This window comes from Staphylococcus sp. NWU MKU2, assembly GCF_033283605.1.
GTDB classification, from domain to species: Bacteria; Bacillota; Bacilli; order Staphylococcales; family Staphylococcaceae; genus Staphylococcus; species Staphylococcus haemolyticus.
This window is the reverse complement of the sequence record NZ_JAVSMH010000001.1, coordinates 282,303-307,118: the sequence shown is the minus strand read 5'-3', so window position 1 is coordinate 307,118 and position 24,816 is coordinate 282,303. Positions and strand designations below refer to the sequence as shown.

General features: G+C 33.2%; 24 protein-coding genes and 1 pseudogene. 13 read left to right on the top strand and 12 right to left on the bottom strand.

Translation table 11 applies throughout. From position 1 onward, the window contains the following. Nucleotides 1–184: 184 nt before the first annotated feature. From SBL15_RS01660 to SBL15_RS01650, 3 genes are all read left to right on the top strand, one after another. The gene (locus tag SBL15_RS01660; RefSeq protein WP_107613499.1) at nt 185–1,654 is read left to right on the top strand and encodes a M17 family metallopeptidase; all 1,470 of its coding nucleotides are present in this window, start codon (nt 185–187) and stop codon (nt 1,652–1,654) included. 189 nt (nt 1,655–1,843) lie between these two features. Then, nucleotides 1,844–3,163: a Na+/H+ antiporter family protein gene (locus SBL15_RS01655; RefSeq protein ID WP_016931157.1), complete on the top strand. Its 1,320-nt coding sequence runs from the start codon at nt 1,844–1,846 to the stop codon at nt 3,161–3,163. Between the two features lie 22 nt (nt 3,164–3,185). Continuing rightward, nucleotides 3,186–3,563, top strand: a complete 378-nt coding sequence (locus SBL15_RS01650) for a PaaI family thioesterase (RefSeq protein ID WP_037538741.1) — start codon at nt 3,186–3,188, stop codon at nt 3,561–3,563. Between the two features lie 203 nt (nt 3,564–3,766). On the opposite strand, the gene SBL15_RS01645 is transcribed toward SBL15_RS01650, so the two are convergent. The 9 genes from SBL15_RS01645 to kapB all read right to left on the bottom strand — a co-directional run bounded on the left by SBL15_RS01645 (nt 3,767) and on the right by kapB (nt 11,390). Next, the gene (locus SBL15_RS01645; RefSeq protein ID WP_107611964.1) at nt 3,767–4,933 is read right to left on the bottom strand and encodes an NAD(P)-binding domain-containing protein; all 1,167 of its coding nucleotides are present in this window, start codon (nt 4,931–4,933) and stop codon (nt 3,767–3,769) included. A gap of 186 nt (nt 4,934–5,119) precedes the next feature. Next, on the bottom strand, nt 5,120–5,476 hold the full coding sequence (locus SBL15_RS01640) for a Na+/H+ antiporter subunit G1 (protein ID WP_011276272.1): 357 nt from the start codon (nt 5,474–5,476) through the stop codon (nt 5,120–5,122). Then, nucleotides 5,454–5,744: a Na(+)/H(+) antiporter subunit F1 gene (locus SBL15_RS01635; RefSeq protein ID WP_317954993.1), complete on the bottom strand. Its 291-nt coding sequence runs from the start codon at nt 5,742–5,744 to the stop codon at nt 5,454–5,456. Before SBL15_RS01635 ends, SBL15_RS01640 begins: the two co-directional genes overlap by 23 nt. After that, nucleotides 5,744–6,223, bottom strand: a complete 480-nt coding sequence (locus SBL15_RS01630) for a Na+/H+ antiporter subunit E (protein ID WP_037548993.1) — start codon at nt 6,221–6,223, stop codon at nt 5,744–5,746. Before SBL15_RS01630 ends, SBL15_RS01635 begins: the two co-directional genes overlap by 1 nt. After that, a complete protein-coding gene (locus SBL15_RS01625) occupies nt 6,223–7,722 on the bottom strand; it encodes a Na+/H+ antiporter subunit D (protein WP_107611963.1) in 1,500 nt (499 codons plus the stop codon). The genes SBL15_RS01630 and SBL15_RS01625 overlap by 1 nt, the downstream gene beginning before the upstream one ends. Continuing rightward, nucleotides 7,715–8,056, bottom strand: coding sequence for a Na+/H+ antiporter Mnh1 subunit C (gene mnhC1 / locus SBL15_RS01620; protein ID WP_011276268.1), 342 nt, complete (start codon nt 8,054–8,056; stop codon nt 7,715–7,717). Before mnhC1 ends, SBL15_RS01625 begins: the two co-directional genes overlap by 8 nt. After that, nucleotides 8,056–8,484: a Na(+)/H(+) antiporter subunit B gene (locus SBL15_RS01615; RefSeq protein WP_016931159.1), complete on the bottom strand. Its 429-nt coding sequence runs from the start codon at nt 8,482–8,484 to the stop codon at nt 8,056–8,058. The genes mnhC1 and SBL15_RS01615 overlap by 1 nt, the downstream gene beginning before the upstream one ends. Next, complete coding sequence (locus SBL15_RS01610; protein ID WP_107613997.1) at nt 8,465–10,876, bottom strand: Na+/H+ antiporter subunit A; 2,412 nt, start codon at nt 10,874–10,876, stop codon at nt 8,465–8,467. The genes SBL15_RS01615 and SBL15_RS01610 overlap by 20 nt, the downstream gene beginning before the upstream one ends. 133 nt (nt 10,877–11,009) lie before the next feature. Further along, the gene (kapB, locus tag SBL15_RS01605) at nt 11,010–11,390 is read right to left on the bottom strand and encodes a sporulation phosphorelay system protein KapB (protein ID WP_107611961.1); all 381 of its coding nucleotides are present in this window, start codon (nt 11,388–11,390) and stop codon (nt 11,010–11,012) included. 68 nt (nt 11,391–11,458) lie between these two features. Between kapB and SBL15_RS01600 the strand changes: the two genes are divergently transcribed. From SBL15_RS01600 to SBL15_RS01575, 6 genes and pseudogenes are all read left to right on the top strand, one after another. Next, entirely contained in the window at nt 11,459–12,055 is a 597-nt protein-coding gene (locus tag SBL15_RS01600; RefSeq protein ID WP_107611960.1) for a peptidylprolyl isomerase, read from the top strand. Nucleotides 12,056–12,303: 248 nt separating this feature from the next. Then, the gene (gene ygs / locus SBL15_RS01595) at nt 12,304–12,684 is read left to right on the top strand and encodes a S1 domain-containing post-transcriptional regulator Ygs (protein ID WP_317954991.1); all 381 of its coding nucleotides are present in this window, start codon (nt 12,304–12,306) and stop codon (nt 12,682–12,684) included. Between the two features lie 175 nt (nt 12,685–12,859). After that, nucleotides 12,860–13,987, top strand: a complete 1,128-nt coding sequence (locus SBL15_RS01590) for an NADH-dependent flavin oxidoreductase (RefSeq protein WP_037538717.1) — start codon at nt 12,860–12,862, stop codon at nt 13,985–13,987. Nucleotides 13,988–14,395: 408 nt separating this feature from the next. Further along, complete coding sequence (locus tag SBL15_RS01585) at nt 14,396–15,586, top strand: ornithine--oxo-acid transaminase (RefSeq protein WP_016931162.1); 1,191 nt, start codon at nt 14,396–14,398, stop codon at nt 15,584–15,586. 107 nt (nt 15,587–15,693) lie between these two features. Then, nucleotides 15,694–16,938, top strand: a complete 1,245-nt coding sequence (locus SBL15_RS01580) for a Glu/Leu/Phe/Val dehydrogenase (RefSeq protein ID WP_317954989.1) — start codon at nt 15,694–15,696, stop codon at nt 16,936–16,938. Nucleotides 16,939–17,088: 150 nt separating this feature from the next. Next, nucleotides 17,089–17,220: pseudogene (locus SBL15_RS01575) on the top strand (ISL3 family transposase); the annotation flags it as partial. A 182-nt stretch (nt 17,221–17,402) separates the two neighbouring features. Here SBL15_RS01575 and SBL15_RS01570 read toward each other — a convergent pair. From SBL15_RS01570 to SBL15_RS01560, 3 genes are all read right to left on the bottom strand, one after another. Beyond that, nucleotides 17,403–18,365 (bottom strand): glycerophosphodiester phosphodiesterase, encoded by a 963-nt coding sequence (locus SBL15_RS01570; RefSeq protein WP_317964143.1) that lies wholly within the window; start codon nt 18,363–18,365, stop codon nt 17,403–17,405. Nucleotides 18,366–18,552: 187 nt separating this feature from the next. Then, the gene (argH, locus tag SBL15_RS01565) at nt 18,553–19,935 is read right to left on the bottom strand and encodes an argininosuccinate lyase (protein ID WP_011276257.1); all 1,383 of its coding nucleotides are present in this window, start codon (nt 19,933–19,935) and stop codon (nt 18,553–18,555) included. After that, on the bottom strand, nt 19,928–21,130 hold the full coding sequence (locus SBL15_RS01560) for an argininosuccinate synthase (RefSeq protein WP_075140689.1): 1,203 nt from the start codon (nt 21,128–21,130) through the stop codon (nt 19,928–19,930). The genes argH and SBL15_RS01560 overlap by 8 nt, the downstream gene beginning before the upstream one ends. A gap of 333 nt (nt 21,131–21,463) precedes the next feature. Here SBL15_RS01560 and SBL15_RS01555 point away from each other — a divergent pair, with 333 nt between their 5' ends. From SBL15_RS01555 to lepB (SBL15_RS01540), 4 genes are all read left to right on the top strand, one after another. Then, nucleotides 21,464–22,795, top strand: a complete 1,332-nt coding sequence (locus SBL15_RS01555) for a glucose-6-phosphate isomerase (protein ID WP_107612362.1) — start codon at nt 21,464–21,466, stop codon at nt 22,793–22,795. A gap of 229 nt (nt 22,796–23,024) precedes the next feature. Then, a complete protein-coding gene (locus SBL15_RS01550; protein WP_037557736.1) occupies nt 23,025–23,597 on the top strand; it encodes a TVP38/TMEM64 family protein in 573 nt (190 codons plus the stop codon). Nucleotides 23,598–23,601: 4 nt separating this feature from the next. Further along, entirely contained in the window at nt 23,602–24,126 is a 525-nt protein-coding gene (gene lepB / locus SBL15_RS01545) for a signal peptidase I (protein WP_037538701.1), read from the top strand. Between the two features lie 14 nt (nt 24,127–24,140). Then, on the top strand, nt 24,141–24,713 hold the full coding sequence (gene lepB, locus SBL15_RS01540; protein ID WP_011276252.1) for a signal peptidase I: 573 nt from the start codon (nt 24,141–24,143) through the stop codon (nt 24,711–24,713). Nucleotides 24,714–24,816 lie beyond the last annotated feature (103 nt).

Sequence of the window (24,816 nt, the reverse complement as noted above, 5' to 3'; positions counted from 1 at the left end):
ATTTTGAAAATAAATATTAATTTAAAGCTACAATGCAAATTCGCAGTAGCTGACTGAACTGAAAAAGCACATAAATCAAGCTTTTCTCATTTCTAGTCATCCTTATGGGGGTGGAACAACGAATTCATTGTGAATTCTGTTCCACTCCTTCTTTTATATGATATAAAAAGGAAGTGTAGAGGTTATGGTTAATTTCAATATAAGTAATACAGTTTTAAATTCAGAAGTACTTATTATAGGGTTGCCTGATCACATCAATCAACTTGGTTATATTAGTTACAATAATGAAGATATAACAAAACAAATTGATACATACCGTCATCATCATTTAATTAGTAGTCAATTAGGTAAAATATCTTCAACTTTGTTACCTTTAAAAGACTCATCAAAACGACTTATTACTATTGGATTAGGAAATTTAAAGACGCTTGATTATGGTGCGCTATTGAGAGCTTTCGGCAATTTATTTCAATTTTTAAAAGAAGAACGTGTAACTGAAGCAGATGTATTATTCGATTCATTGATTTCAAAGAAAATGGAGCAAACCAAAGTCGCAGAGGTTATGGGACTACAAAGTGAACAGGCAGTTTATAGTTTTGACAACTATAAATCTGATAAATCTGCACCCTATCAATTAGAGTTAAACATAAGTACGAATAAAGAAGACTTGCATCGATATTTTATCAATGGTGCTGTAATCGGACAATCGGTTAATGTTGCACGTGACTATAGCAATATGCCACCTAATATACTGACGCCTAATTATTTTGCTGAACAGGTTACGCAACACTTTGATCAAACATCAGTAAAAGTTGATATTAAAGATGGAAAACAATTATTAGATGAAGGATTCGGACTTATTCATGCTGTTGGTAAAGGGTCGGAAAATCCTCCTGTTGTAATAACTATGACATATAATGGTGGTGACATTGAAGACGCACCAATTGCATTAGTAGGAAAAGGGATTACATATGATTCAGGTGGCTATAGCATTAAATCGAAGATAGGTATGCAGACTATGAAATTTGATATGTGTGGCGCAGCTAATGTAGTTGGAATGATTGATGCGATATCACGCTTGCAACTTCCTATCAATATTGTAGGAGTTATTGCTTCTGCTGAAAATATGATCAGCAGTAATGCAATGAAACCTGATGATGTATTGACGGCATTGAGTGGTGAAACAGTTGAAATGTTAAATAGTGATGCGGAAGGGCGTCTAGTACTAGGAGATGCTGTATTCTATGCTAATCAATTTCAACCTAAGATTATTTTAGATTTCGCTACATTAACAGGAGCTGCAGTTGCAGCACTAGGTGAAGATAAAGCAGCTTTATTTAACTCTAATGCAGATAAAGAGATTGAGGAAATACGAGTTAGTGCTAAAGAAATGGATGAATATGCTTTTGAATTACCTATGACTCAAACTGAGCAACGATTAATACGTCAATCTGACGTTGCAGATTTGGTCAATCATACAAACGGTCATGGAAAAGCACTCTTTGCAGCCACATTTATTACTCATTTTAGTGGATCTACACCACATATCCATTTCGATATTGCTGGTCCTGCGACAACTAACAAGACGAGCTATAAAGGTCCAAAAGGCCCAACTGGCAGCATGATTACTACTGTATTAAATTGGTTAAGATAAATAGAAAAGTAGAAATTATTTGGTTAAGGAGTAGAAACATGTGCTGTTGCATGTTTTTACTCCTTATTTAATAAGCATAATCTTATTAACTTAGAATGTAATTCTACATTGACAACGTATCAGCTACTTGGTATGATAAGGAACATATTAAATACTTTAGTTCGGTAGAGAGATAAAGGATGTGTTGTTATGTTTAATGCAGTTGTAATAGCCGTATTATTAATGATTGTTTTATGCTTATGTAGACTAAATGTAGTTATTAGTCTGTTCATTAGTGCATTAGTAGGCGGTCTCATTTCTGGAATGAGTGTTGAAAAGGTAATCAGTGTATTTGGAAAAAATATTGTAGACGGTTCCGAGGTAGCGCTAAGCTATGCATTATTGGGTGGATTTGCAGCATTGATTTCATATAGTGGTATTACAGATTATCTTGTAACTAAGATAATCCGCGCAATTCACTCTGAAAATAGCAGACTATCAAGAATAAAAGTAAAAATCATTATTATCATAGCTTTACTTGCGATGAGTATAATGAGTCAGAACCTTATACCGGTTCACATTGCGTTCATTCCAATAGTTATACCACCACTATTAAGTCTGTTTAATGATTTGAAAATTGATAGAAGACTTATTGCTCTAGTCATCGGATTTGGTTTATGTTGGCCATATGTCTTATTACCATATGGCTTTGGACAAATTTTCCACCAAATTATTCAAAGCGGTTTCCAAAAAGCACATCATCCTATCGAATTTAATATGATTTGGAAAGCCATGTTGATTCCTTCACTTGGTTATATTGTTGGTTTAATCTTGGGTATGTTTTATTACCGTAAACCACGAGAATATAAAACAGAAACTTATGTGGAAGATGAGAATACAATTAATGAAATTAAACCTTATGTACTCGTAGTTACAATAGTCGCTATATTAGCTACATTCTTAGTTCAAACTTTTACAGATTCAATGATTTTTGGTGCATTAGCAGGTGTACTCGTATTCTTTGTTTCAGGTGTCTACAAATGGAGAGAATTGGATAGTCAATTTGTTGAAGGTATTAAAATCATGTCATTTATAGGTGTTGTTATTCTTTCAGCTAATGGTTTCGCAGGTGTCATGAATGCAACAGGAGATATCGAAAAATTAGTATCAAGTTTGACTGACATTTCAAGTGGTCACAAGTTATTAAGTATTGTCATCATGTACATTATTGGTTTAATTGTAACTTTAGGAATTGGTTCATCATTTGCAACGATTCCTATAATTGCGACATTATTTATTCCACTTGGTGCTTCACTCGGCTTAAGCACTATGGCTCTAATCGCTCTAGTAGGAACTGCGAGTGCTTTAGGTGATTCAGGATCTCCTGCAAGTGATTCTACACTAGGGCCAACAGCTGGGTTAGATGTGGATGGACAGCATGACCATATTCGCGATACATGTATCCCGAATTTCTTATTCTATAATATACCTTTAATGGTATTTGGTACGATTGCAGCTATGATATTATAGGTGTAATGAGGTGAACAATTAAATGACTAACTTATTGGAAACGTTCGAAATGCAGATTGAAGAAACATCAGAGGGTAAAGTAGTAATTTCAATGCCTGTTACTGATAAAGTTAAACAACCATTTGGTTATTTGCATGGTGGTGCAACAATTGCTTTAGGTGAAACAGCGTGTTCATTAGGCGCTGCTAATCTAATCGATACGAATTCGTTCATACCACTAGGTTTAGAAATGAATGCTAATCATATTCATTCGGTTAAAGAAGGTCGTGTTATTGCTACAGCAACGATTATTCATAAAGGAAGTACAACTCAAGTTTGGAATATAGAAATAAAAAGTGAACAAGGCCAATTGATAAGTGTTATGAGAGGAACAATTGGAATTAAACTTTTAAAGCAATAAAATACCAAACGCTGCTTTAGTTCGATTAAGCATCGTTTTAAATATCCTAATTGTAAAAGTATTTGTCTAAGAAAGAACGCAGGCGTGGGACGGTAAATTCATAAAGAATTCTGTCCTGCGCCTGCTTTTTTATAAGAAATATACAAGAGATCGCATTTAAAAATAGTTTATAGTTGTTACGTTGACAATTACTTCTAATGAAATTAAGCATGTTTTTGGATAGGTTGAGCCGATAAACGTTTATAGGCCTGCTTAATTCTTTGAGCGGCTTCTCTTCCACCCATGATATTTCTAGCAAAAGGACCCAGTTCTAAATCTGCTAAACCACCTGACACAAACAATTGAGGTAACCACTCTAATTCAGAACTAATAGAAGGTAATCCACAATGTGTTAAAGGTGCATCTTCATTTTTAATTAATGATTGAATCATAGGCTGTTTTAATAGTGTTGGTTCAAAACCGGTTGCTAATAAAATGAAATCATACGGGACAGCCGCTTGTTCTGTATGAATTTGATGTTGGTCAACTGATAAAATATTCTCTTTATGAATTATAAGTCGTCCAGATTGAATATGTTTCTTAAGTCGTAAATATAACTCTCTAGGCATTGAACCTTTATGTCTTTCGTGTTGAATGATAGACTGCCGTTCTAAAGAGGATTCAATATTTAAAAAGTGATTCATATTTTTAGGACCTAACCAACCTGGATCTGCATCGAAATGTTGGATATCAATGTCTTTATTCATCCATAAATGAATAACTTTATCATGAGATTGATTTATAAGTTTTAAAGTTAAATGTGCAGCAGAAATACCACTTCCTATAACGTGAGAACTATGTCCATACATAGTTGTATTAAATGATTTATCGAAGATGTGGCATACATCATCAGCATCTTGATAAATATTAGGAATGTAAGGTTTATGCGTACATCCATTTGCTAATATAACGCAATCCGTGTGTATGACTTGATTATCATTTAATTGTATTTGCCATTGCCCATCTTTCTTTGCTAATGCTTCTACATAGCCTTGAATATGATTTTCGTTTAAATCATAATGATGAACTTGTTCGTGAACATGATGCATAAACATATCTGTTTGTGGACGTTGGTATTGACCATATGTACCGTGCGCATATTGTTGAACTTTAGCGAATTGTTTTAAATGGAATGGGTTAGGGTGGATGTGATGTACAATTGGTGAACGCAAATAGGGCATGCTGATACGATGAGAAAAATCATTAAATTGTTCACATAGTGTGGCATAAGGGTCTATAATTGTTAATTTATCTCTAGATAGCCCTAATTCTCTTAGTTGAATCGCAATTGTTGTACCTTGTAAACCGCCACCGATAATTGTCCAATGCATAATAACACTTCTTTCTTTATAAAACGTAATAATTACGATTTATATTATCATAAATATGTAGACTAGACAATAAAAAAGGGCGGGGACAGAAATCATTTTGAATTCTGTCCCCGCCCGCAATTGTGGTTTGAGCTATATAAAGTTTGCTATAAGAACTTTTTCAATTTAGTCAGTTGCTTGTATTAGTTAAATCATTTTATCTTTAAATTCATTTTTTAGTTCATCGATTTTCGTATCTTTAGTATAAGGTGTTTTATTATTATATGCTGCTCTCATTATTAAATGACTTGAAAGTGGGCCAGTTATAAGAATAAAAAGAATACCAAAGATTAATTGCATATTAATATATCCATCTGTAGCGATAAAGTATAAGAATGTGCCAAACAATAGAAAAATAGCACCTAAAGTTGCTGATTTGCCTGCAGCATGGCCACGCGAATAAATATCTTTTAATCTTATAATACCAATAGCAGTAACGGCACTTATAATAGCTCCTAAAATGACAAAGATAACTGCTAAACTAATGATGATGTTCGTTATCACGTTCGATCACCTTACCTTTATCCATATATTTTGAGAAGACGGCTGTTCCTAAAAAGGCCAAAATACCAATTAATAAAATAGCAACGAGTAAATATTCTGAACCTATGAATATACTATATAACGCGATACACGCCATTAGTTGTAAACCGATTGCATCAAGCGCTAAAATTCTATCGGCTAATGTGGGACCTTTGATGATACATACAAACATCGCTAACATTGATATTGCAACAACAATTAAAGCAATAATCATGATGATTTTTACCATTAGTCTTCGCCCACCTCTCTAACTACTCTCTCTAATGAAGATTTTATACCTTCAACTTCTTCTTCTTTAGTACTGAAATCTATAGAGTGAATATATATTTTTCTTCTATCATCACTAATACCTAATACGACTGTTCCTGGCGTCAATGTTATTAAATTAGATAATAAAACGATTTGCCAATCAGTTTTTAAATCAGTGTGATATACGAAGAAACCTGGCTCATTCTTAAGTTTAGGTTGTAGAACAATTTTTAAAACGTCGATATTAGCTTTTAATAATTCTACAAAAAATACAACCGCTAATTTTAATATCTTATAAATTTTTATGAAATAAAATCTTCCTGGTAATATTCTACTAAATAAATATACAAATCCGAGTCCTAGTATGAAACCGAGTAAGAGGTTATTTAATGTATAGCTACCACTTAAGAAAATCCAAATAAAAGCTAAGATAAAGTTTAAAATAATTTGAATAGCCATTATGATCTACCTCCTAAGACACTCTCAATATAGATGCTAGGATCGTAAAACGATTGAGCCGCCTCAGAAATCAATGGATATAATAAATCAGCAGATAATCCAAATACGACTGTGATGACGACAGCAATTATTGAAATAGTAGTAGCGTGTTTAACGTTAACACTTTGAGTAGGCTCATAACCTCTAGGTTTCCCGAAAAAGCCTTTTAAGAAAATATGAATGACTGAATATAGCACAACTAAACTTGAAAGTAATACGATAATACCACTTACATAAAACCCTTTTTCAAAGGTTGCTTGTACAATGTAATATTTACCATAAAAACCACTTAGAGGTGGTATACCAGCGAGACTTAGCGCTGCGATGAAGAAAGTCCATCCTAGTACAGGGTAGTGTTTAATTAAACCGCCAAAGTCTTTAAGACTTGTAGATTTCGTAATTTGATACATCACACCTATAAGTAAAAATAGGGCAGTTTTGACTAACATGTCATGAATTGTGTAGTAAATCGCACCTATAATACCTGCTTCATTCATCATTGCTACGCCAACTAAGATAACTCCGACTGCAATCATGATATTATAAATAATTATCTTTTTAGTGTCATCGTATGCAATCGCACCGACCGAACCAAAAATGATCGTCAATAACGCTAAGAATAAAATTGTATAGTGCGAGAAACTCATTGTGTTGTGGAAGAACAAGCTTAAAGTTCTTAAAATCGCATATACGCCTACTTTTGTTAGTAGAGCACCAAAAAATGCAATGATTGCAAATGGTGGTGCATAATATGAACCTGGCAACCATACGTACATAGGGAAAGCACCAGCTTTAGTTGCGAACACGAAGATAAATAAAATAAAGACTATACTTAAGAGTCCGCTATGTGTGTTAGACAATGTAGATAATTTTTCACTAATATCTGCCATGTTTAACGTACCAACGATGGAATATAAAATCGCTACTGCAATTACAAAGAATGTTGAGGTAACTATATTAACTAATAAATATTTGACAGTTTCACGTAATTGAATTTGAGTGCCACCTAGTACAAGTAGTGCGTAAGATGACATTAGGAAGACTTCGAAAAATACAAATAAGTTAAATATATCTCCAGTTGTAAATGCACCTATAATTCCTACTAACATAAATGTGATAGAGAAGTGATAATAATAACGTTCTCTATCAATTCCTGCTGTGGTATTTGAAAATGCAGTAATTAAAATGGTGATAATGATACTAGTCACAATCAACATTGCACTAAAACTATCTAGTAAAAAGATAATGCCATAAGGTGCAGGCCAAGAACCCAATTCTACTTTAAGCGGACCATCGACATATACATTTCTTAAATTGATTATTGCCACTATTAGTGTCAGGACTAGACCAGTTAAAGTGACATATCGTTTCGCACGATAACGTTGTCCTAAAAAGACCAATATAATTGCTGTAAAGATAGGTACGACTAATGAAAGGACGACTAAGTTATTTTCAATCATCATCTAACACTCCTTTCATTCTTTCTACGTTGTCAGTACCTAATTCTTTGTATGTTCTAAATGCTAAGACTAAGAAAAAGGCAGTTGTCGCAAAAGCGATAACGATTGCCGTTAGTATTAATGCATGGGGGATGGGATCGACATATTGACTAATATTTTTTTCATAGATTGGCATTTCGCCATGTTTCAATCCACCCATGGTAATTAAAAATAAATTTGATGCATGTGTAATTAAAGTTGTCCCCATAACAATTCGTATCAAACTTTTAGATAAAACGAGATAGACACTAATTGAAGCGAGGATGCCACATACAAATATCATGATTATTTCCACTATTCGCTCTCTCCAATCGTTATAATAATTGTCATAATCGTTCCAACTACTGCGCAAAGAACTCCGAAATCAAAGAACATCGGTGTGTTCATATGAACAGGTTGAAGTAGGGGCAACGGTATATTAAATTCCGTGTGTGTGAAAAAGTTTTCACCATAGAACCAACTCGCTAATGGAGTACCAACACAGAATAATAAGCCTATTCCAATTAAAATTTTAAAATCCCACGGAAACACCTTTTCCATCGTTTTAATATCAAACGCAATTGCGATGATAGTTAGTGCACATGATAATAGTAAGCCACCTACGAAGCCACCACCAGGTGTATAATGTCCTGCAAAGAATAAAGTGACCCCAAATAAGGCGATTAGAAAGGCGATAATAACAGCAGCATATTGAAACATTAAATTATTGTTCTGTCTGTTCATCACTCTTCACCTCACTTGATTGATGTTTACGACGCAACTTAATCATTGTATAGACACCTAAACCGGCAATACCTAATACAGATGATTCAAATAAAGTATCCATACCACGGAAGTCAACAAGTATGACATTTACCATGTTCTTACCGTGAGCTAAATCATAAACATGTGCTTTATAGTATTCTCCAATAGATGTAAAATGTCTGTTTCCGTATGCAATTAAACCTAAGATAATGACAACAAGTCCGACACCAATTGAAATAAGTGCGTTCGTTAATTTAAATGACCGTGTTTCATTATAACGATTTAAATTAGGTAAATGATAGAAACATAATAAGAATAACGCTGTAGAAATCGATTCTACTACGAACTGTGTTAAGGCAAGGTCTGGTGCTTTGAAAAATACAAATAACACAGATACTGAATAACCGACCACACCTAGCATGATAACGCTAAACAAACGTGATTTAGCAATAACAACCATAAATGCCGCGATAATTAATAATATTAAAATCGCTATTTCATAAATATGAATATTATTTATATCTTTAAAATTAAAGTCAAAAGGAACACTTAGTAACGTCACAATCGTAACGACAATAAGCATACCAAATATAATGACTAAGCTATCTCTAACATAACCATTTACATAACTATTCGTCATATTCGCTGAATAATTAGGCAAGTATTTTCCAGTAGAATCGTACCAATGATTTAATGTTAGACGTGTTGGCTGAGCGTGTAAGAGTCTGATCCAATAACTAAATGTTAGTAATAAAAGAATACCTAATATCCAAATAATTAATGTTGAAATAAATGCAGGCGTAATACCATGGAATAAATGGAATTCCGCATTAACATTACTCATACCACTAATTGCAGTAGTCGCTGGTTCTACAATAGATTGCGTTAATAATCCTGGGAATAACCCAAAGACAACAACGAGTACTGCTAAAATGATTGGAGATAATAACATTAATATTGAAGCTTCATGTGCTTTTTTAGGTAAAGCATTCGGTTGATGTTTACCAAAGAAAATATACATAATAAATTTAATTGAATAAACAAACGTAAATATACTACCCACAATAGCTAAAATAGGAAAAACAATACCTAATGTATCTAAACTGAAAACATTAGCGTGAGAAATCTCAATCATGGCTTCAAGAAATTTTTCTTTAGAAAGGAAGCCGTTAAACGGTGGAATACCTGCCATACTTAATGCTGTAATAACAGTAATTGTAAATGAAATAGGCATAATCGTTAGTAAACCACCAAGTTTTTTAACATCTCTTGTGCCTGTAACATGATCTACAGCACCTGTAATCATGAATAACGCACCTTTAAATGTGGCGTGATTCACTAGATGAAATACTGCTGCAGTAAAACCAGCAATGTACAATTGGCTTTGACTTCCCTCGAAATGATAACTTACGGCACCAATACCTAACATCGACATAATCATGCCAAGTTGAGATACTGTTGAGAATGCAAGTATACCTTTCAAATCTTGTTGTTTTGTTGCATTTAAAGATGCCCAGAAAAGTGTGATTAGACCAACTAAAGTAATTGTCCAAATCCATCCTTGTGATATCGCAAAAAGCGGTGTAACACGTGCAACTAAATATAATCCTGCTTTTACCATTGTTGCCGAGTGTAGATATGCACTGACTGGGGTAGGTGCTTCCATAGCGTCAGGCAACCAAATATAAAATGGAACTTGTGCAGATTTAGTAAATGCACCCAGCATAATAAGTACCATTGCGAAGATAAAGAATGGACTATGTTGAATCTCAGATGCATTAGCAATTAGCTCGTGTAAGCTAAGTGAATCACCTGCTAGAGAAATTAAAATGAATCCCCCTAATAAACTTAATCCACCAAATACGGTAATGATTAATGACTTCTGTGCACCATAAATAGATGCCTTTTTTTCTCTCCAGAAAGAGATAAGTAAAAAACTTGAAAACGAAGTCAATTCCCAAAATAGATATAGAATTATTAAATTGTCTGAAAGGACAACGCCTAACATTGCACCCATAAATAGTAATAAATAACAATAAAAATTACCAAGCTGTTCAGATTTACTTAAGTAACCAATGGAATATAAAACCACTAACGATCCTATACCTGTTATAAGTAAACTGAATAAAATGCTTAAGCCGTCAAGATACAAATCAAAATTCATACCTATATGTGGCATCCAGTTTAATGTTTTTATTACTGTATTACCTGACTGAGTAGTCGAAATAAGAGATAAGAAATAGATAAATAAGACAACAGGAATAGGTAATACAAACCAACCTAAATGAATCTTTTTAAAGAATCGATATAGAATTGGAATAATGAGTGCAAATATTAACGGTAAAATGACCGCAATATGTAACAAACTCACTATGTTATCCTCCTTAAAAAATATTTATGAAATATATTATACATGAATCATATTGTTCTGAAAAACGACGAAAACGCATATGAGTAGTGATTTTTCAGAACTTGTTAAATAAGAAGAAACACGTTCAAATGACCTATAAAAATTTTTGTTTATATTGAATTGAATAGTCATTTTTTAAATTTTCAAGATTGTTTAAGGCTAGTTTTGCAAATTCAGTATTTTGCTGTTTTAAATCATTTTCCATTTTTGTAATAGCTTGTTGAAGTGACGATTCATAAGTCATTTCCTCAACATTAAACTCACGCAATTGTGAACGCGTTGCATAACGTTTCTCATAATGACTTAGAGCACGTCTTTCATGGAAAAAGACACCTTCAGTTTGTCCTGGATTATGTAAATCACCTTGTTTTGGATGTTTAATCACTTGCTCAACTTGAACTAGAACTTGGTCGTCATTCTCTTCTTTAATTGTAACGCCGTAAGCGCCAGTCTTATGTGAGAATCGGTATAACATGCTATATTACTTCCTTTCAAATGTGTTAAGATGTATCTATATCATCATAACATGAATGGAGAATTGAAATGACTAACTATCCACAACTAAACAAAGAAATACAAGACAATGAAATTAAAGTTGTTATGCATACAAATAAAGGCGATATGACATTTAAGTTGTTCCCAGATATCGCGCCGAAAACTGTTGAAAATTTTGTGACACACGCTAAAAATGGTTATTATGACGGTATTACTTTCCACCGTGTTATTAATGACTTCATGATTCAAGGAGGAGATCCTACAGCAACTGGTATGGGTGGTGAAAGTATTTATGGAGGTTCTTTTGAAGATGAATTCTCTTTAAAGGCTTTTAACTTATATGGTGCGCTTTCAATGGCAAATGCAGGACCAAACACAAATGGTTCTCAATTCTTTGTTGTACAAATGAAAGAAGTTCCAGAATCTATGGTTAACCAATTAGTAGATGGTGGCTGGCCTGAACCGATTGCCAAAGCATATGCGGATAATGGTGGCACGCCTTGGTTAGATCAAAAACACACTGTGTTCGGACAACTAATTGGAGGCGAAGCAACTTTAGAAGATATTGCAAATACTAAAGTAGGTGCACAAGATAAACCTGTACATGATGTAGTTATTGAATCTATTGATGTAGAAGATAAATAATAATTGATTATGAACAAATCTTTCGAATCGACGGTTGATGTCGATTCGTTTTTTTTATGGTTTAAACTTTCAATTCAATTGCAATTTTTAAAACGATAACCTTAAATGCGAACGTTAATTTAGTATTTGTCGAAAGGGTTATTATATTTTTGAAAAAATGTGGATTTTTATTGGTTTATAGTTAGTCCAAGTTTGTGATTTATGCTATTATAATTATGTTAAGTAAATCGAAGTAAGGGGTTATCAAGTTGAATAATCAATATAAAGAAGGTCAGCATATTAAAGTGCGTGTGACTGGAATTCAACCGTATGGCGCTTTTGTTGAGACCCCTGACCATACTGAAGGACTTATCCATATTTCTGAAATCATGGATGATTACGTCCACAACTTAAAAAAATTTCTATCAGAAGGACAAATCGTTAAAGCAAAAATTTTATCAATTGATGATGAAGGAAAACTAAATTTGTCTCTTAAAGATAATGATTACTTTAAGAATTATGAACGAAAAAAAGAAAAGCAGTCAGTATTAGATGAAATTAAAGAAACAGAAAAGTATGGGTTTCAAACACTTGAAGAACGCCTACCGGTCTGGATTAAACAGTCTAAACGTGCGATTCGTAATAATTGATTGACTGTTAACACGCTAAGCTAACGTTATATTTTAATATAACGTTAGCTTTTTTATGCGTTTGATTATAAAAAAGCGACACCAATATATGCATGTACAGTCAAGCAGAATATTGGAGGAGCTTTAATTTTGCGTGCTATAGTCTAGTCATAATTAAAAAGGAAAGGACTTACCTATGAATAAAAAATATGAAAAATTATTTGAAACCGTAACTTTGCCAAATGGGGTTGAATTAAAAAATCGTTTTGTATTGGCGCCATTAACGCATATTTCATCTAATGATGATGGTACAATTTCTGACGTGGAAATACCGTATATTGAAAAGCGCTCTAAAGATGTTGGTTTAGCTATCAATGCTGCAAGTAATGTTAACGATATTGGTAAAGCTTTTCCGGGACAACCTTCTGTTGCGCATGATTCAGATATAGAAGGACTCAAGCGTTTAGCACAAGCTATGAAGAAGAATGGTGCTAAAGCTTTAGTTCAAATTCATCATGGTGGCGCACAAGCATTAGCTAATTTAACACCGAATGGAGATGTTGTTGCACCAAGTCCTATCACTTTAAAAAGCTTCGGACAACAACATGAACATGATGCTAGAGAAATTACGCCTGAAGAAATTGAACAAACAATTAAAGATTTCGGTGAAGCAACGCGTCGAGTAATCGAAGCTGGGTTTGATGGCGTAGAGATTCATGGTGCTAATCACTATTTAATTCACCAATTTGTATCTCCATATTATAATAGAAGAAATGATGAATGGTCTGATCACATGAAGTTTCCAACTGCTGTTATAGATGAAGTATTAAAGGCCAAATCAGAATATGCGAGCGATGATTTCATAGTAGGGTATCGACTTTCTCCTGAAGAAGCTGAATCACCAGGTATTTCAATGGAAATTACCGAACAATTAATTAATACAATTACTGAAAAATCAATTGATTATGTTCATATATCTCTTGGAGATATTCACTCAACTACAAGAGAAGGTAAGTATGCAGGACAAGAGCGATTGAAATTAATTCACCAATGGGTGGATGGTCGTATCCCAGTTATTGGTGTAGGATCTGTATTTACAGCTGATGATGCATTAGACGCTATTGAATCAACAGGTGTTGAACTCGTAGCACTTGGTCGTGAAATATTATTAGATTATAATTTCATCAGCAAAATTCAAGAAGGAAAAGAAGATGAAATTTTATCAGAATTTGACCCTCATCGTGAAGATAAGCATGAATTAACACCTAATTTGTGGAAACAATTTAACCAAGGTTTTTATCCGTTACCTCGTAAAGATAAATAGTATTAATGAGTGAATAGATGTTAAACTTTGCGGTTAGTTTTAATCTAGTTAAAAAGAAGATGTTCAAAATATCTTTATAAATTTAATTTGATAAATGTAGATGAACTTAGAGTTTATAATAGATTATGGCAATCTTTCTTGTCATAATCTTTTTTATGTAAATACCAAAGGAATCTTAATTCATTTTATTTATCGGAAAATTTTTAATATTTTGCTTGTAAAAATATTGATAGGTATGTCATTATATCTGTAAGGGCTTTCATTTAGAAACGAAGGGCATATTTGATGTAACAATGAGTCATTTAATGCTCTTATTAATTTTGCAAATATACTTCTTTGTATATGACATCGAAAGCCGTAATCGTATGGCCATTAGTTTTAATATAAATTAAGCAAAGGGGAGATATTATGACTAAGTCAGAACAAATCATTGAATTAACAAACCATTATGGAGCTCAAAACTACGTACCACTACCAATCGTTGTTGCAGAAGCGGAAGGTATTTGGGTAACTGATCCAGAAGGTAATAAATATATGGATATGCTTTCAGCTTATTCAGCTGTTAACCAAGGACACCGTCATCCTAAAATTATTCAAGCACTTAAAGATCAAGCTGACAAAGTAACTTTGGTTTCTCGTGCTTTTCATAGTGATAATTTAGGTGAATGGTATGAAAAAGTTTGTAAATTATCAGGTAAAGATAAAGCACTACCAATGAATACTGGTGCGGAAGCAGTTGAAACTGCATTGAAAGCTGCACGTCGTTGGGCATATGATGTAAAAGGTCTTGAACCAGATAAAGCTGAAATTATCGCATTTAATGGTAACTTCCATGGTCGTACTATGGCGCCAGTATCTTTATCATCAGAAGCTGAGTACCAACGTGGTTATGGTCCATTATTAGATGGTTTCCGCAAAGTAGATTTCGGCGATGTTGATAAATTAAAAGAAGCTATTAATGAGAATACAGCTGCTATTTTAGTTGAACCGATTCAAGGTGAAGCAGGTATTAATATCCCACCTGAAGGTTATCTAAAAGCTATCAGAGAATTATGTGATGAACATAATATTTTATTTATTGCCGATGAAATTCAAGCTGGTTTAGGACGTTCTGGTAAATTATTTGCGACTGATTGGGATAATGTTAAACCTGATGTTTATATTTTAGGAAAAGCGCTTGGTGGCGGCGTACTACCTATTTCTGTAGTCTTAGCTGACAACGAAGTACTGGATGTATTTACACCTGGTTCACACGGTTCTACGTTTGGTGGTAATCCATTAGCTTGTGCCGTTTCAATCGCTGCGTTAGATGTCATATTAGATGAAGATTTACCTGGCCGTTCACATGAATTAGGGGAATACTTTAAATCTGAATTACAAAAAATTAATCACCCAGCTATTAAAGAAGTACGTGGTCGTGGTCTCTTTATTGGTGTTGAATTACATGAAAGTGCTAGACCTTTCTGTGAAGCATTAAAAGAAAAAGGACTATTATGTAAAGAAACTCATGATACGGTGATTCGATTTGCTCCACCTTTAGTTATTTCTAAAGAAGAATTAGATGATGCATTAGATAGAATCAGAAGCGTATTTAATTAAGTTCAAAAAGTTGTAACATTCATTTTGAAAACCCTTTAAAAAGCAAAGACATGTGTTACAATATGTATGAAAGCGAAATCATTTGTTAAAAAGAGGCGAAAGTGATCATGACTGAGAATAATAATTTAGTGATTTCTACACAAAGTATCATTAAAGAAGCTTTACACAAATTGGGATTTGACGATGGTATGTATGATTTAATCAAAGAACCATTAAGATTTTTACAAGTTCGTATCCCAGTACGCATGGATGACGGTACTGTTAAAACATTTACAGGTTATCGTGCTCAACATAACGATGCTGTTGGTCCAACTAAAGGTGGGGTCCGTTTCCATCCTGAAGTAGATGAAGAAGAAGTTAAAGCATTATCTATGTGGATGACTTTAAAATGCGGTATTGTTAATTTACCATACGGTGGTGGTAAAGGTGGTATCGTATGTGACCCACGTCAAATGAGTATTCATGAAGTTGAACGTTTATCTCGTGGATATGTACGTGCAATTTCTCAATTCGTTGGTCCTACAAAAGATATTCCAGCACCAGACGTATTTACTAACTCTCAAATTATGGCTTGGATGATGGATGAATATAGTGCTTTAGATAAATTTAACTCACCTGGTTTTATTACAGGTAAACCTATCGTATTAGGTGGTTCACAAGGACGCGATCGTTCAACTGCATTGGGCGTAGTGATTGCTATTGAACAAGCAGCTAAACGTCGTGGTAAGGAAATTAAAGGTTCTCGCGTAGTTATCCAAGGATTTGGTAATGCAGGTAGTTTCCTAGCTAAATTCTTATATGACATGGGTGCAAAAGTCGTAGGAATTTCTGATGCTTATGGTGCATTACATGATCCAGAAGGTTTAGATATCGATTATTTATTAGATCGTCGTGATAGTTTCGGTACAGTTACAAACTTATTCGATAACACAATTTCTAACAAAGAATTGTTCGAGTTAGATTGTGACATTCTAGTACCAGCTGCGATTTCTAACCAAATCACTGAAGATAATGCGAATGATATTAAAGCCGATATTGTTGTTGAAGCGGCTAACGGACCTACTACACCTGAAGCTACACGAATTTTAACTGAACGTGGTATCTTATTGGTACCAGACGTACTAGCAAGTGCTGGTGGTGTAACAGTTTCATACTTCGAATGGGTGCAAAATAACCAAGGTTATTATTGGTCTGAAGAGGAAGTTAACGATAAATTACGTGAAAAATTAGTAGATGCGTTTGATACAATCTACGAATTAGCACAAAATAGAAAAATTGACATGAGACTAGCAGCTTATATTTTAGGTATTAAACGTACTGCAGAAGCAGCTCGCTACCGTGGTTGGGCATAAGCCATAATATCAATATAATTAGGCTCTATAATAAATTGGACTGATGACAAATTTCATCAGTCCAATTTTTATATTTGAATACAAAAATGGCGCAATTACCTCTATAATTATTAGTTACCACACAAAATAAAAAAGAAAGGTAATGCGCCTATGTGTAAGTCTATATTAAATACATTAAGAATTAAAGATAAAAATCAAAATTTTTCAGATGAAGTGATTGAGAAAAAACATAAAGGACGAATGAGCTTGTTCTACTATGCCGAGCTCACTTATCAACCTACGCTATTTATGCAAAAAGAGATTAAACAACTTAAGGTTGATTAATCTCAACATTAGGACTCATCAATCCGATTTGACGAAGAGCTTATAATTAAAACGCTATCGTTTGTTTTGATACATAAACAAGCGATAGCGTTTATTTTGTTGTTCTCTAAATTATTAATTTATGAACCATAGTTATACTTTTATTTTTGAGCACTTATTGCTTTATATTGCTCAGCATAATTTGTAAACACACCATCAACACCGTATTGGTTCAAGCGCTGCATATCGGCAGTTTCATTCACGGTAAATGGATGTACAAGGAAACCTAAATCCTTTAAATGAGCTGTATTTTGTGCATTTAAATCACTATATTCAGGACCGACACCAATTGCATAAGAACGAATACGTTGTAAATCTGCTTCACTTTGTTGAGCTAATTCACCTTTGTCCAATAGGCATATTAATGGCACAGTTGAATTTAATTGATGCATTTTTAATAAGCTAGCTTCTGAAAATGATTGTACCAGGACATGTCCATTTTCTAGAGAATTTGAAGTAAGCATGTTATGTCGGTTTAGTGTGTCTAGCAGTTGTTGTTCCATGCCAGGATAAACATCAGGCTGCTTTGTTTCAATATAATAATTGGCATCTGTACCATAACGTGTCAAAATTTCATCTAATGTTGGAACTGTAGCACCTTTATAACTATCTTTGGCTAATTGAGGATTTTGTTCATTAAATGATGAACCCGCATCTAATTTCTTTAATTCAGCTAATGTATAATCCTCGACACGTCCTGAGCCGTTTGTTGTACGATCAACTGTTTCGTCATGCATTGCAACTAAATGACCATCTTTAGTGCGTTGTAAATCTATTTCAATATATGAGGCACCTAATTCATTATGACTTTTATCGTACGCTGCAAAAGTATGCTCTGGTGCATAGCCACTAGCACCACGATGTGCAATAGTAGTATGGCGCTCTCCTGTTAAATTTCTTGACCAATTAGTATGATTGTTTTGAGTTTTAGATGCATTAGTTAGGTTCGTAGTTGTAGTGTTTGATGATTCACCACCACTTGCTTCAACGGGCGTATGTATAATCGCTAGACTCAAACTGGCTACTGTTAAACATGAAATGATACCTTTATTACTTGCTTTCAACAAACTCATCCTTTCAAAGTTAAATGTATAATTAAAATCTATCAGTGATATTTTGTGTAAGAAAGTGAATTTGCAGAAGCTTTAAATAACTATTATATAATTAATGTTCACTCAATATATTTAACAAAAAGGTTGGGAATGGATAGAATTCATTCAGAATTCGTTGGCCCATACCCAACCTCTAAAATTAATCGTTATTTAATAATTTTTCAGCAACTTTAAGCTGATGACGTACTGCGTCTTGGCCTGTTGAACCATAACTTTTTCTTCGGCTAAGACAGTTTTCCGGTTTAAGATAATCATAAACATCTTGATCAATATTTGAATTTAATTCTTTGTAACGTTCAAGAGGTACATCTAATAAATAGATACCTTGTTGAATGCACTCAAAGACAATTTTACCAACAATTTCGTGCGCCTTTCTAAATGGTACATCTTTAGCTACTAAATAATCAGCTAATTCCGTTGCATTTGAAAAGTCTTGATGCACAGTTTCGTTTAAACGGTCTGTATTAACGGTCATTGTATCTAACATACCTTCAAAAATTCGTAGTGAACCTTTTATAGTACGTACTGAGTCAAATAAACCTTCTTTATCTTCTTGTAAGTCTTTATTATATGCAAGTGGTAACCCTTTTAATGTTACAAGCATGCTCATTAAATGTCCTGTAGCACGTCCTACTTTACCACGAATAAGTTCTGCCATATCTGGATTCTTCTTCTGAGGCATAATAGATGAACCTGTAGAGAAAGCATCAGATAGGGTAATGAATTTCGCTTCATCCGTAGACCAAAAGATAATTTCTTCAGCAAAACGTGATAAATGAATCATAGTTAATGAAATATTATGCAAAGTTTCAATAATGTAATCACGATCGCTCACCGCATCTAAACTATTCTCATAAACTGAACTAAATTCTAATAATTGTTGCGTTTCGTGTCTATCGATAGGGTGTGTTGTACCACTTAATGCAGCTGCACCCAATGGTGAAATATCAATACGTTTCATACTATCAACAAAACGTGAATAGTCTCTTTCTAGCATCCAGAAATATGTCATAACATGGTGTGCAAAAGAAATCGGTTGAGCACGTTGTAAGTGTGTATATCCTGGCATGATTGTATCCACATGTGATTGAGCTAGTTTAAGAATGGATGTTTGGAATGAACGAATAAGGTCTTGAATTTCAAGTACTTCTTTTTTTACGTATAAATGCAAGTCAGTAGCCACTTGGTCATTTCTACTACGGCCTGTATGCAACTTACCTCCAGCGTCACCGACACGTTGAATGAGTTCATGTTCAATGTTTAAATGAATATCTTCAAGCGATTTTTTAAACGCAAGTTTCCCATTATGAAAGTCTTGTTGAATCTCTTTTAAGCCATTAATGATTGCGTCTTTATCATCTTGTGAAATGATATTTTGATTAGCTAACATGGTAGCATGTGCAATACTACCTTGGACATCTTCATCCAACAATGTTTGGTCGAAATCTATGGAAGCATTAAATTCATCTACCCAATCTTCCGGCTGTTGTTGAAAACGACCACCCCATGCTTTACTACTCATTACTATAACCTCCATGAAGATATGCATTTACTTGAGTAGGTAAACCATAAATATCGATGAAACCTACGGCTGCTGATTGATTGAATGCATCTTCTTTAGTGTATGTTGCTAATTTTTCATCATATAGCGTGTATGGAGATTTTCTTCCATTAACAATGGCATTACCTTTAAATAATTTAATTCTAACATCACCTTCAACATATTGTTGCGTGCTATCAATGAATAATTTTAAGCTATCAGTTAATGGTGAGAACCATAAACCATTATAAGTTTGTTCAGCAAATTGTTTTTCAATCACTGGTTTAAAATGAGCTACATCTTTAGTTAACGTTAATGTTTCAAGTGCTTTATGTGCTTTTAATATTACTTCTGCACCTGGAGTTTCATATATTTCACGAGATTTAATACCAACTAGACGATTTTCTACATGGTCGATACGTCCAATTCCGTGTTTTCCAGCTAATTCATTCAAAGTTAATATTAATTGATCTAAGTCATAATCTTGATGATTTAATTGAACTGGAACACCGTTTTTAAATGAAAGGATAATTTCATCAGGTGTATCTGGTGTATCTTCTAACTCTGCAGTTAAATCATAAGCGTCTTTTGGAGGGGCAGCATACGGATCTTCTAAAATACCACACTCATTTGCTCTACCCCATAAGTTTTGATCAATTGAATAAGGAGAATCGTGATTGATGCCAACGGGGATATTGTGTTTAATGGCATAATCAATCTCTTCTTCACGACTCCAACCCCATTCTCTTACTGGCGCAAATGCTTTTAGGTTAGGGTTTAATGCTTTAATAGCAACTTCGAAACGAACTTGGTCATTACCTTTACCAGTACAACCATGCGCGATACCGACAGAATTAGTTTGTTCAGCAATCTCAACTAATTTCTTAGCGATAAGTGGACGAGATAAAGCTGATACGAGTGGATAACTATTTTCATACATTAAGTTACCTTTGATTGCATAACTTACAAAGTCATCACTAAATTCTTTAGTAGCATCAATAATATGACACTCAACTGCACCCATATCTAGTGCTTTAGAGTATACAACATCTAAATCTTTACCTTCACCAACATCTAAACATACAGCTACGACATCATAGCCTTTATCTATAAGCCATTTAACGGCTACACTTGTATCTAATCCACCTGAATATGCTAATACGATTTTCTCTTTCATTAAAATTCACCTCATAATTTTTCTGAAAATTGATATAAATTTATACTAACAGATATCAAATGAAAATAAAACCATTTTTTTACATAAATATACAAAAATTCGGAAATACTTTTATCATCAACATATCAATTGTATAAAAGGATATGTTACATATTGATATGGAAATATAAGTATTATTTTATTTAGAAATTATTCATTTTAAAATTATTAAAAAATGTCTTAAAATTGTTGAATTAATTTGAAAATATTCGAATAGTCAGTCATGTCAATTGAATAGAAGGCTTAAAGTTAGTAAAATTAAATCAACAAGGACATACAGGAGGCTTTTATAAAATGACTCATATTCAATTAGATTATGGAAAAGCATTGGAATTCTTTGGTCAACATGAAATTGATCAACAACAAGATATCGTTAAAACAATTCATAAAACGATTCACGAAGGTACTGGTGCAGGTAGTGATTTCTTAGGTTGGGTGAATCTTCCGGAAGACTATGATAAGAAAGAATTTTCAAGAATTGTGGAAGCATCAAAACGTATAAAATCTAATTCAGATGTATTAGTAGTAATTGGTATCGGAGGTTCATATTTAGGTGCACGTGCTGCTATTGAAATGTTAACTTCATCATTCCGCAATTCAAATGAATACCCTGAGATTGTATTCGTGGGTAATCATTTATCATCAACGTACACTAAAGAATTAGTAGACTACTTATCAGATAAAGATTTTTCAGTAAATGTTATTTCTAAATCTGGTACAACTATAGAACCAGCAGTAGCATTTAGATTATTTAAACAATTAGTTGAAGATAAATATGGTAAAGCAGAAGCTAAAAAACGTATCTTTGCTACTACAGATAAAGCAAAAGGTGCATTAAAACAATTAGCAGATAATGAAGGTTATGAAACATTTGTAGTACCAGATGATGTTGGTGGTCGTTATTCTGTATTAACTGCTGTGGGTCTATTACCGATTGCAACAGCTGGTATAAATATTGAATCAATTATGATTGGTGCAAATAAAGCGCGTAAAGAATTATCATCTGATAAATTAGATGAAAATATTGCTTATCAATATGCGACAATCCGTAATATTTTATATAGCAAAGGCTACACTACTGAAATGTTGATTAATTATGAACCGTCAATGCAATATTTCAATGAGTGGTGGAAACAATTATATGGTGAGTCTGAAGGTAAAGACTTTAAAGGTATATATCCATCTAGTGCAAACTATACAACTGATTTACATTCATTAGGTCAATATGTCCAAGAAGGACGTCGTTTCTTATTTGAAACAGTTGTAAAAGTAAACAACCCTAAACACGATATTACAATTGAAGAAGATAGTGATGATTTAGATGGATTAAATTACTTAGCAGGTAAAACAATTGATGAAGTTAATACTAAAGCATTTGAAGGTACACTATTAGCTCACACTGATGGTGGCGTTCCTAATGTTGTTGTGAATATTCCACGCTTAGACGAAGAAACATTTGGTTATGTTGTATACTTCTTTGAATTAGCGTGTGCAATGAGTGGATATCAATTAGGTGTTAATCCATTTAACCAACCTGGAGTAGAAGCATACAAACAAAACATGTTTGCATTATTAGGTAAACCTGGATTTGAAGATAAGAAGAAAGAATTAGAAGAGCGTTTATAATTCTCTAGTCATTCAATAACGTCAATTAAATATGTCTTACACAGTCGATATGGATCAAATTCCGTATCGACTTTTCTAATATATATCTTTATATTAAAGCTAAGGAATGAGTTCTAACTACTACCTGTGACTGATTTATTGTTATATAGGTAGATTTATAAATGAAACAGTGTACAATATTTCTATGAAATAATAACTGTTAATCCAATAGGAAGGATTTGATGTAACTATGTTTCATCAAATTGAACAATGGTTTGATTTATTACAAGGTTTTGGTTATCTGGCTGGATTTATTATTTTATTTTTTAGAGCCATTGTGCCAGTACTTCCTTTAACATTGTATGTTATTTTATGTGTTCATGCTTATGGCTTTATAGCAGGTACGATTATTAGTTGGTTAGGTGTTGTAGCAGGTACTTATACAGTGTTCTTTTTCTGTAGAAAATTTGTTAATGCTAACTTTATGAAGCGGATTAAATCAAGACGCTCAGTTGAACGCCTTATTCATTTTATAGATAGACAGGGCTTAGTACCAATATTTATATTAATGTGTTTTCCGTTTACACCCAATACACTAGTTAATTTTGTGGCAAGTTTCTCTCATATTAGAGGCAAATATTATTTTATAATTTTACTTATATCTAAGTTAATTTCTATAACATTTTTGGCGATTATGGGAAAAAGTGTAACCTCATTTTTCACACATCCTGTTAGAGCAATAATGGTATTAATAGTTACTATAGCGTTATGGTTTGTTGGTAAGAAAGTCGAGGGCTATTTCATGGGTTCGGACAAGGAGTGACAAGGTGCGTAGAGTGACAAGTTGGATTGTAGCATTCCTATTTGCTTGTCTGTTTGTCATGTTTATACAAATGTTCTTAGTTAAAAGTGCTGTAGTTCAAACTGATGATATGTCACCAACTTTGAATAAAGGTGACCGTGTCATTATTAATAAAATTAAAGTTACCTTTAACATGTTGAAAGATGGAGATATTATCATGTATCGACATAAAAATCAATTACACTTTGGTAGATTGGTCGGCAAGCCTGGTGAATCAATTGAAGTTAGAAACGGTAAATTGTATAGAGATGATAGACAAGTTAATAAATTTTATGCTAAAAATAGAGATATTAATAATTTTGCAATAAGAGATTTACATGATTCTGATGGTGATATTATTCCGCCAAATTCATATTTTATTTTAAATGATAATGGTGATAAACAAAGTGATTCAAGAACATATGGATTAATAGATAAGGACGATATTGTAGGAGATGTTAGTTTAAAGTATTATCCATTTAAAGAATTTACCTATCAGTTTAATAAGTAGATGAGGTGTTAAAATTGAAGAAAGAAATAGTTGAATGGATTGTTGCCATAGCGGTAGGTTTATTACTTGTATGGGTAATGGTCAACTTCGTAGCTAAATCATATACTATAAAAGGCGATTCAATGGATCCAACACTAAAAGATGGTGAACACGTCATGGTTAACATTCTAGGATATAAAGTTGGAGACATAAAAAAAGGTAATGTAATCGTATTTCATGCGAATCAACAAGACGATTATGTTAAACGTGTTATTGGTGTACCTGGCGATAACGTTATTTATAAAAATGATAAACTATATGTTAATGGTAAAAAGATAAATGAACCTTATCTTGATTACAATGAAAAACGTAAACAAGGTGAATATATTACGGGTTCATTTGAAACTAAAGATTTACTAAATGCAAATCCTAAATCAAATATCATACCAAAAGGTAAATACTTAGTTTTAGGTGATAACAGAGAAGTCAGTAAGGATAGTAGGGCGTTTGGTTTAATTGATAGAGATCAAATTGTTGGTAAAGTATCATTTAGATTTTGGCCGTTTAGTGAATTCAAATTTAACTTTAATCCAGATAATGAAAAATAAGAAAAATTAGTATTAATGAATTAATTTTTAACATAGCAAGACTGGTAATGGAATGTTCATAGAGGTTCCGCCAGTCTTTTTTTGTTCAATATTTCGACCTAAC

Excerpts from the sequence above, each read along its gene's own strand:
- SBL15_RS01615 (WP_016931159.1), bottom strand. The coding sequence starts at position 8,484 with ATGAACAGACAGAACAATAATTTAATGTTTCAATATGCTGCTGTTATT.
- SBL15_RS01590 (WP_037538717.1), top strand. The coding sequence starts at position 12,860 with ATGAATAAAAAATATGAAAAATTATTTGAAACCGTAACTTTGCCAAAT.
- SBL15_RS01560 (WP_075140689.1), bottom strand. The coding sequence starts at position 21,130 with ATGAAAGAGAAAATCGTATTAGCATATTCAGGTGGATTAGATACAAGT.
- SBL15_RS01580 (WP_317954989.1), top strand. The coding sequence starts at position 15,694 with ATGACTGAGAATAATAATTTAGTGATTTCTACACAAAGTATCATTAAA.
- SBL15_RS01630 (WP_037548993.1), bottom strand. The coding sequence starts at position 6,223 with ATGGCTATTCAAATTATTTTAAACTTTATCTTAGCTTTTATTTGGATT.
- SBL15_RS01600 (WP_107611960.1), top strand. The coding sequence starts at position 11,459 with ATGACTAACTATCCACAACTAAACAAAGAAATACAAGACAATGAAATT.
- kapB (WP_107611961.1), bottom strand. The coding sequence starts at position 11,390 with ATGTTATACCGATTCTCACATAAGACTGGCGCTTACGGCGTTACAATT.
- SBL15_RS01625 (WP_107611963.1), bottom strand. The coding sequence starts at position 7,722 with ATGATTGAAAATAACTTAGTCGTCCTTTCATTAGTCGTACCTATCTTT.
- SBL15_RS01655 (WP_016931157.1), top strand. The coding sequence starts at position 1,844 with ATGTTTAATGCAGTTGTAATAGCCGTATTATTAATGATTGTTTTATGC.
- SBL15_RS01550 (WP_037557736.1), top strand. The coding sequence starts at position 23,025 with ATGTTTCATCAAATTGAACAATGGTTTGATTTATTACAAGGTTTTGGT.
- SBL15_RS01585 (WP_016931162.1), top strand. The coding sequence starts at position 14,396 with ATGACTAAGTCAGAACAAATCATTGAATTAACAAACCATTATGGAGCT.
- SBL15_RS01650 (WP_037538741.1), top strand. The coding sequence starts at position 3,186 with ATGACTAACTTATTGGAAACGTTCGAAATGCAGATTGAAGAAACATCA.
- SBL15_RS01555 (WP_107612362.1), top strand. The coding sequence starts at position 21,464 with ATGACTCATATTCAATTAGATTATGGAAAAGCATTGGAATTCTTTGGT.
- argH (WP_011276257.1), bottom strand. The coding sequence starts at position 19,935 with ATGAGTAGTAAAGCATGGGGTGGTCGTTTTCAACAACAGCCGGAAGAT.
- SBL15_RS01660 (WP_107613499.1), top strand. The coding sequence starts at position 185 with ATGGTTAATTTCAATATAAGTAATACAGTTTTAAATTCAGAAGTACTT.
- SBL15_RS01645 (WP_107611964.1), bottom strand. The coding sequence starts at position 4,933 with ATGCATTGGACAATTATCGGTGGCGGTTTACAAGGTACAACAATTGCG.
- SBL15_RS01635 (WP_317954993.1), bottom strand. The coding sequence starts at position 5,744 with ATGGTAAAAATCATCATGATTATTGCTTTAATTGTTGTTGCAATATCA.